The following is an 8045-nucleotide window of genomic DNA, read 5'->3' on the forward strand; positions in this document are numbered from 1 at the left end:
TCCCCCTTCCCCTTCCCCTTAACAGATGATACATTTCACCTCCCAATCTCAGAATAGCCAAGAGATGCTAAACGAGCGACCACTGACCCGTATGATTAAGGAAAGGGTCAACTAAAACGTTTTAGCATGGGTATCGTTTGGGAACTGGATTTTTACTCCCGTCCGATTTTGGACGAGAATCAGAAAAAGATATGGGAAGTCTTAGTTTGCGAGACTCCTTTAGATACGCGCCACCCCACTGAGGCGCTGTTTCACTATTCAGAATTTTGCCCTAATCAACAAGTTAATTCCATTTGGTTGCGAGAGACGTTAGAGAAGGCAATCGCCCAAAGTCCCCAACCGCCTCAGAAAATTCGCTTCTTTCGCCGTCAGATGAGTAACATGATTACCAAAGCCTGCGAAGAATTGGGTATTCCTGCTCTTGCGTCGCGCCGTACCTATAGACTAGATCGGTGGTTGCAAGAACGAATGGAAGACTTCTATCCTAATCAACCCGGATACGATTCCGCCGCCGCCGCATCCTCCTTTGTGCGCTATCCACCTCAGAATCCTCAACCATTACCGGAAGCTTTGCAGGGAGACAAATGGACTTTTGTCACCTTGGATGGAGCCGCATTTGAGGAGATGTCAGAGTGGGATATTGACTTTGGAGAAGGATTTCCTCTCTCTCTGGTGGGGTTAACCCCTGATGCTCGAATTCCTGGCATCATTATATATTCTGAGCGAGCCAAACCTCTAGCAGCTTGGATGTCGGGATTAGAATTAGCATTTGTCAGGGTTGAAAGCGAGCCAAAGGCAAGATTGTTATTGGAAACTGGGGCGAGTGATAGCTGGATTCTCGCCACTATTAGAGATTCCAAAATTATAGCAGAAGCCAAAGGGTTTGAGACGGCTAAAGAAAGAGCTTGTCAGGTGCATTTTTTGGCTGTTCAGTCAAGTCCAACTTCAGAAAATTTTGCCGGATTTTGGCTGTTACAAGAGTTAAAGTAGTTGTTGGTTGTTGGTTGTTAGTTGTTGGTTGTTAGTTGTTGGTTGTTGGTTGTTGGTTGTTGGTTGTTGGTAAATAATAAATCTGACAGAATAAATATCTATCGTATAACAATTAATTATCTCTAGAGCAAATTGTTGAGGATATTGCCAATAAACAACAAATAACAAACAACAAATAACAAATAACAAATAACAAAAATCATGGGTTGTAACGATTTGTCTTTATCTATGAATGCCGAACAGTTATTAGAGTTAGCCGCGAAATCAGGGGCAAATGCAAGTGAAGTTTATCAGTCGAGATCCCTCTCGAAACCTGTGTTTTTTGAAGCTAATCGCCTCAAACAATTAGAAAGTTCTCACGCAGAAGGTGTAGCTTTACGATTATGGCGTGAAAATCGTCCGGGTTTGGCAGTTGCTTATGGTCCTGTTGAACCCCAAATTTTAGTGGATCGGGCGATGGCAATGACTGAACTTAACGAACCGGAAATCGTGGAACTTGCTGAGGCGAGAACTGAAGTATATCCCGATCTGGGGGAGACTGTATCCGTAGAAGAATTAGTAAAAATGGGCAAAACTGCGATCGCCCAAATTAGGGACGCATACCCAGAAGTCCTCTGTATGGGACAATGGGATTGTGAAGAAGAAACCACTCGATTAGTTAATTCCCAAGGCTTAGATTGCTATCACACTGATACCACACTAAGTTGTTTTTTATCAGGAGAATGGGTGCGAGGAGATGACTTTTTGAGCGTGTCTGATGGACAGACAAAAAGGGGAACTCTCGCTAATGAAAAAGTAGTTCAGCAAATATTACAACGCCTGGAATGGGCAAAGGAAAATGTCCCAACTCCTCAAGGTAGAGTCCCGGTTTTACTAACAGCAAAAGCAGCAGATTTACTGTGGGATACTATTCAAGTAGCATTGAATGGTAAACAAGTATTAGAAGGCGCATCACCTTGGAGCGAGCGCCTAAATCAAATTGTGACTTCAGCTACTCTTACCCTTTCCCAAAAACCAGATATTGGACCCTATAGCTGCCCCTTTGATGATGAAGGTACGCCAACTCGTCCCCTTTTATTAATTCGGGAAGGGCAGTTACAACAATTTTATTGCGATCGCACTACTGGGAGATTACTCGGTATTGGTACGACTGGCAATGGTTTTCGCCCTGGTATGGGTAGTTATCCAACTCCAGGTTTAGTCAACTTACTTATTCAACCAGGAAAGGGTTCCCTACATAATTTAATTGCACAATTGGATGACGGATTAATTGTGGATCAAACATTAGGAGGTGGTCCGGGAATATCAGGGGATTTTTCAATTAATGTAGATTTAGGATACCGCGTGCAAAAAGGACAAATTATTGGTCGCGTTAAGGATACTATGATCGCTGGGAATGTTTACAATGTCCTTAAACAATTAGTAACTCTAGGAGAAGATGCAGATTGGAATGGACCTTGCTATACTCCGTCTCTAATTGTAGAAGGAATCTCGGTGATGGGAGAAGAGTAGGGAATTGCTAATTGTTTTTTTTGTTAGCTAGTAGGGTACGTTAGCTAAAGGTAACGCACCCTAGATTCAGATGAAAACAGATCTAAATCCATCATTAGCCCTGCTAAATCTCCGTTATCATCTAAGCACTGTAATATCACAGGTAAAGCATAATTAATTTCATTTTCTAAGGTCATAGAATAACCTAATTTCCTTCCTGCTTCGCCAATTTTCTTAGCTAATTCATCATGGCTCTTCAAATATAAAACAGTTTCTTCCAAATCTGAAAAATCAGATTTAATGGGTACATAGTTCTCCCAGGGAATCAGTCTATCATGAAACCATTGTCTAAATCCTCGTTGAGAATTTACCTTCAGCAGTGTACTCCCTGTTAACAACCGCAAAAATAATCCAGTCCAAGTGCTACCATGACCATCAAGATCAATTAAATATTTATATTTAACCTGATCGATAGCAGCGGTATAGGGTGCAGTAAAGCCACTATTCTTAATTTCTGAAATCACTTCTTGTGAAGAAAAACGGTTAGTAATTCGTGTAATTTTAATATCAAACAAGTCTTGATTAGCCACCTCAGTTGCTAGTTGGCAAAGCCGAAATCTTGGCATAATTCGCCATTCCTCATCATTCTTTTTATCACCTGTTGCTGAACCTCGCCAGTAGAGAATTTCTTGACGCGCCTCCCAGGGGATAGACTGAGTTACTAATTGGTCTTTGAAATCTTGATAAGCATGTCTGTAAAGGAAATCAGAGTCAGGTAAAAGTAGATGATGGTCAAAATTGCTGTCATAACAGAGTACACTGCCACAACCTCTGCCTTTATCGCCATAAAAAAAAGGCGCAATACCAGATATTCCGGGGTATTTTTGCCCAAACTTATCAAAAAACATAGCTAAAGGCAAGAATCTGGGCAGAATCAACTTGACAGTTTGGGAGACATTGAGTTCATCATTCAGAAGAAAAGGGTATTTATCGCCTTCCTCAACTCGTGCAATAAAAAAGGAGAAACTACCGTCACTGTCAACCTTGACGAATTGGGTGATTTGTCTGTCTAGTAGCTTGTCAATTGATGGAATAATGCGAATTTCGTGAAGATTTATAAAATAAGGATATCTATGGAGAAGTTCTTGTCCATGTTCATGAATCCTAAAATATCCGTGCTTGATAAGATGTTCATCAATTAGCTCGAGTAGCTCGTTATCAAACACATCCATGAGATATGTAGAACCACTCGGCTGAGTTATCTCCTTCTCTGGCGGAATAATCTGAAAACCCTGATTCACTTTCATTGCTGATATCCCCAGTTACGATATAATTTATTTGATTTTATACTGTTTTTTTTTGTCTGTCATATTGTGTCCGGTATTTTTGGTTCTCTATAACAATTAGCAGACTTACCATAGACTCCCTATGGACTTAAAGTTTTATTCTCTGTCCAACGATGAAATTTAGGCGTACCTTCTTTTGCCAGTTTCTGGCGGGCTTCGTGCCACTGACGATCCCATACTACCGGATCGTGAAGTTCTGTTTCAGGATCTTGGTAACTACGGGCAACAAAACCAGGGAAAAATTCCCGTACTTTAGGCTGGTGAATTGGGGTATAGCGACAGTCAAAACTCCATCTTACTTCTTCACTTTTATTGGCATAAGAGGCATGAATTATGCGTTTGTGCATGAATAATACGCTGCCACATTTGACGGTAACAGGTACTGCTTTGCCACTAGTTTTCAGATATTCAGTGGGAATATAAGGTCTACTTCGATCTAGACTGTGTGGTAGTAAACCTAGATGGTGACTGCCAGGCCAAACGCACAAACAGCCATTGTTAACGGTAGCATCTTTCATGGGAAACCAGACGGTTAACATTTCTGTTTCATCAGCTTCTGGAAGTAAACCTGCATTATCTTGATGGATCAATGTTTTACCTAATTGTACACGCCCCATGCTATCGCGAGGAGTTAAATGTTCTGGTGGTTTCATCCGTGCATACAAGATGGGGGCAACATAGATTTCTCCGCCAATAATAGACTCAATCGCATCTAGCAGGCGTTGGTGGCGCAAAGCCTGAAATACTGCAGGTCCAATCCAGTAGGGAGTATCTTCTTTAACATCATCTGCTGGTAGAGAAGGGTTAAAGTATTGACCATGGACTTTACCACTATCTTGGTAAATAGCGAGTAGGCGTTGCTCAAAAGGCAAATCCCCATACAGCGATGTAATTTTACCCTGGGCGTAGAGATCCTGGGCGAGACGCTCTAGTACTCCTTGATATTCTTCCATAATCGGAGTGAAATCGGTTTGGGGATCGAAAATATTATCGATGACCAAATAACCGCGATCGCGAAATTCTGTAACTTGTGCTTCAGTCAAGAGTGCCATAGAAAACTACCAATTACTAATTACTAATTACCCATTCCTTCTTCTTATGGCAATTTGCCACCATTATCGCACCAATTCCGGATTGCTTCATCAGGTAACATTTCTTGGTGAAGAGTATCCCACTCTATTTCTTGTTCGGGGGTAAATAAATCGCGATAATCCCCTACTTTTCCCTTACGAATCATTCCTCCCTTGTTAAGAATCGGTATATTCAAAGGAATCACTCTGGATTCAAATTTGTGGGAATTATCCCGCATCCACTGAAAACCACATTTTTCGATAATACTGAGCCATTGTCCTGATGATATCTCCAAATCCAGGAAGTTAGCGATTCTGTTTAGATTACCTTCAAGATCCCGTTTCAAATCGGCATAGTGGATGAACAATACGTTTTCGGAATGACGATAAGGCAACCAGGCATTGATACAGTTCCAATAGGATCGCCACTGATGTAAATAGCAGTCAAAAAAAACATCAAAAGAAGGAAATGGGAAAGGTCTACCTCCCCAAAGTTCCCTAAATTCTTCTGTGGTATTGTTGCGGTAATAATAAAAAGAAACTAGAGAATCTTTCCCATTCCGCACGGGAATAATATATTTTACCTGTGGTTCAAAGGGCAATTTGGGGGGAACTGCATGGGTTTTGATGGCACGGAATGGGTATTTTTTAAATACACCGTTTTCCCAACGTTCCAGTCGTTCGCGATCCTCTTGTCCTGGATATTCAACAAATTCAGGCCGGGGACATTCTTCATTAATATCTTCAAAATCAGCATCTCCACCCGTCCGGAGTTGATGTACGATGTTCTGCATCCAAGTTGTGCCTTGTTTAGCAGCAGATGAGATGACAACATCACCAGCTTTCCAGTCAAATTGAGCGAAGATAGCAGATGACCATGCTGGTGGAAGATACTGTTGGCAATTTGTATTTTGAGTATTCATAGTTGCTCCATGTTTTTTGGATAGTCCCATGAGGGATTATGCTAGTTCCGCTATTGCTTGGATCTGGTTTATTTTGTTCTGATTTGTATCGATCATTTCTGTTTGTTCTGGCAGAGTTGATTTTTGAGTAAATTGGATATTGTGGAGACTACTATACCTTCCTCCTTTCGCAATTAATTCAGCATGAGTTCCACTTTCTATGATTTTACCTCCTTCCAAAACTACAATTAAATCGGCATTCTGAATCGTAGAAAGTCGGTGAGCAATGACTAAACTAGTGCGACCTTTCAATAGCTTGCTTAAAGACTCTTGAATCAGTTTTTCTGATTCAGTATCGAGAGCAGAAGTTGCTTCATCAAGAATAACAAATTGTGGATTCTTAACCAAAACACGAGCAATAGCTAAACGCTGTCGCTGTCCTCCTGATAGTTTTACCCCTCTTTCGCCAATAATTGAGTTATATCCATCCGGAAAACCCATAATAAAATCATGGGCATTAGCGGCTTTAGCTGCTGCTTCAATTTCAGCATCTGTAGCCTCTAGTTTACCGTAAGCAATGTTATCGCGGATAGTACCGTAGAGGAGTAAGGTTTCTTGGGAGACAATTCCCAAATTCGATCGCAAAGAGTCTAGAGAAATATCGCGCAAATCTTGGTCATCAATAAAAATCATACCCTTTTGGGGGTCATAAAAACGAGCTGCTAGTTTAGCAATTGTACTTTTGCCAGAACCAGATGACCCAACTAAAGCTACACTCATTCCCGGTTGAATATCGAGAGTAAAGTTATGGAGAACAGTTTCCCCCTGATTGTAAGCAAAGTCCACAGCTTCAAATCTCATTCTACCCTGAACAGAGGTAAGATCAATAGCATTTTCCCGATCTTTAACTTCTGGTTCCGTATCCAAAATAGCAAAAATTCGTTCAGAACTTACGAGTGCTTTTTGCACGACGTTCATCATTTTACTGAAACGGAGGATCGGTTTACTCACTTGATTGGTGTAGGCAAAAAAAGCAGTGAGTTCGCCAACTGTCAACCTACCCGCTATGACAGCCCAAGATCCTACAACCAAGACGATTAAACTAGCAATAATATTAATTGTATCTATGGTTGGTACGAATATAGACCAAAGACGAATCGCCCGAATATTCACCGCCGCATAGTTACGGCTTTGCTCAGAAAAACGATCTATTTCATACTTTTCGTTACCAAAAGACTTAATAGCATTGATATTAGATATTGTATCTTGGATCTGATTGTTAATTGCTGCGGCTTGATCTTCTACGTCTCGATAAGCACCTTGGATAAATTTGCTAAAAACTTGGGTAATATAAATCTGCAAAGGCCAAGTTAAAATCAAGAGTAAAGCCACTTGCCAATCAGCACTAAACAAGTAAGTAACAATTGCCAATACAGTTAAGCTATCGACTAAAATTTCGGAAACATCAGATGAAACCAAAGAGCCAATAGCATTAACATTTTCCGCCAGTCGGGACATTAAATCCCCTGTCCGCTGATTGTCAAAAAAGCTAATAGATAGCTTTTGAATATGTTGATATAAATCGTTGCGGATACTTTCAACTATTTTTTGACCGAACAATGACATCAAGTAGAGACGGGAAAAATCAAGTACTCCTCTCAGGATTGCTACAAATAGAATAGCTGCTGCTATCCAAGGCAAGAGATTTACTTTTTTCTCTGGGATAACAACATCAATAGAGTAGCGGGCAATTTGGGGAATGATAATCTGGAGAATTGACAGGCAGAAAATGATCCCTAATGCTGCTAAAAAGATAAATTTATTCTGCCAAATATACTCAAATATACGCCGGAATAGTTTATTAACTGATCCTGGTGTTTGTTTCTGATCTGGATCGTTGCTGACAAACTTCAGCATCACATTTGCTCTCATTTTACCCTCCTCATTTGCTTGCTATCGTTTTACCATTCCCTCATCAATACAATCGTTTTTTTTGAGATGAGGAAAGACAATTGATTATCTTTATACATAAATTTTATTTCTCAATTGTATCTATAAAATCCGGAAAGTTCAGCTTTAATTTTTTGGTTAATATAATCAATGTCAGTTTGACTTAAATAATCAACGAATCCCCCCACCTTACCGCGACGGGTTTTATATGATTCTGGCTCATTTTTATCGCCAGCCTTGATACAACGCCTTTCTTTCCCTAATCCCTAGCAAGAAAGCCCCTAGTCCCTAGCTAT

Annotated in this window: 6 protein-coding genes; 2 read left to right on the forward strand and 4 right to left on the reverse strand. The window is 40.5% G+C overall.

Features of this window, described 5'->3' with window-relative positions; all coding sequences use genetic code 11:
• Positions 1–126 precede the first annotated feature (126 nt).
• Positions 127–990: a Tab2/Atab2 family RNA-binding protein gene (locus NJ959_RS21800; protein ID WP_254013849.1), complete on the forward strand. Its 864-nt coding sequence runs from the start codon at positions 127–129 to the stop codon at positions 988–990.
• Between the two features lie 201 nt (positions 991–1191).
• A complete protein-coding gene (locus NJ959_RS21805; RefSeq protein ID WP_254013850.1) occupies positions 1192–2502 on the forward strand; it encodes a TldD/PmbA family protein in 1311 nt (436 codons plus the stop codon).
• A gap of 44 nt (positions 2503–2546) precedes the next feature.
• On the opposite strand, the gene NJ959_RS21810 is transcribed toward NJ959_RS21805, so the two are convergent.
• The 4 genes from NJ959_RS21810 to NJ959_RS21825 form a co-directional block, all read right to left on the reverse strand.
• Complete coding sequence (locus tag NJ959_RS21810; protein WP_254013851.1) at positions 2547–3788, reverse strand: glycosyl transferase family 90; 1242 nt, start codon at positions 3786–3788, stop codon at positions 2547–2549.
• A 119-nt stretch (positions 3789–3907) separates the two neighbouring features.
• Entirely contained in the window at positions 3908–4879 is a 972-nt protein-coding gene (locus tag NJ959_RS21815; RefSeq protein WP_254013852.1) for a phytanoyl-CoA dioxygenase family protein, read from the reverse strand.
• 44 nt (positions 4880–4923) lie between these two features.
• Positions 4924–5850, reverse strand: a complete 927-nt coding sequence (locus NJ959_RS21820; RefSeq protein ID WP_254013853.1) for a sulfotransferase domain-containing protein — start codon at positions 5848–5850, stop codon at positions 4924–4926.
• 6 nt (positions 5851–5856) lie between these two features.
• The gene (locus NJ959_RS21825) at positions 5857–7731 is read right to left on the reverse strand and encodes an ABC transporter ATP-binding protein (RefSeq protein WP_254013854.1); all 1875 of its coding nucleotides are present in this window, start codon (positions 7729–7731) and stop codon (positions 5857–5859) included.
• Positions 7732–8045: the final 314 nt, after the last annotated feature.

This window comes from Limnofasciculus baicalensis BBK-W-15 (genome assembly GCF_024178385.1).
GTDB lineage: Bacteria > Cyanobacteriota > Cyanobacteriia > Cyanobacteriales > Coleofasciculaceae > Limnofasciculus > Limnofasciculus baicalensis.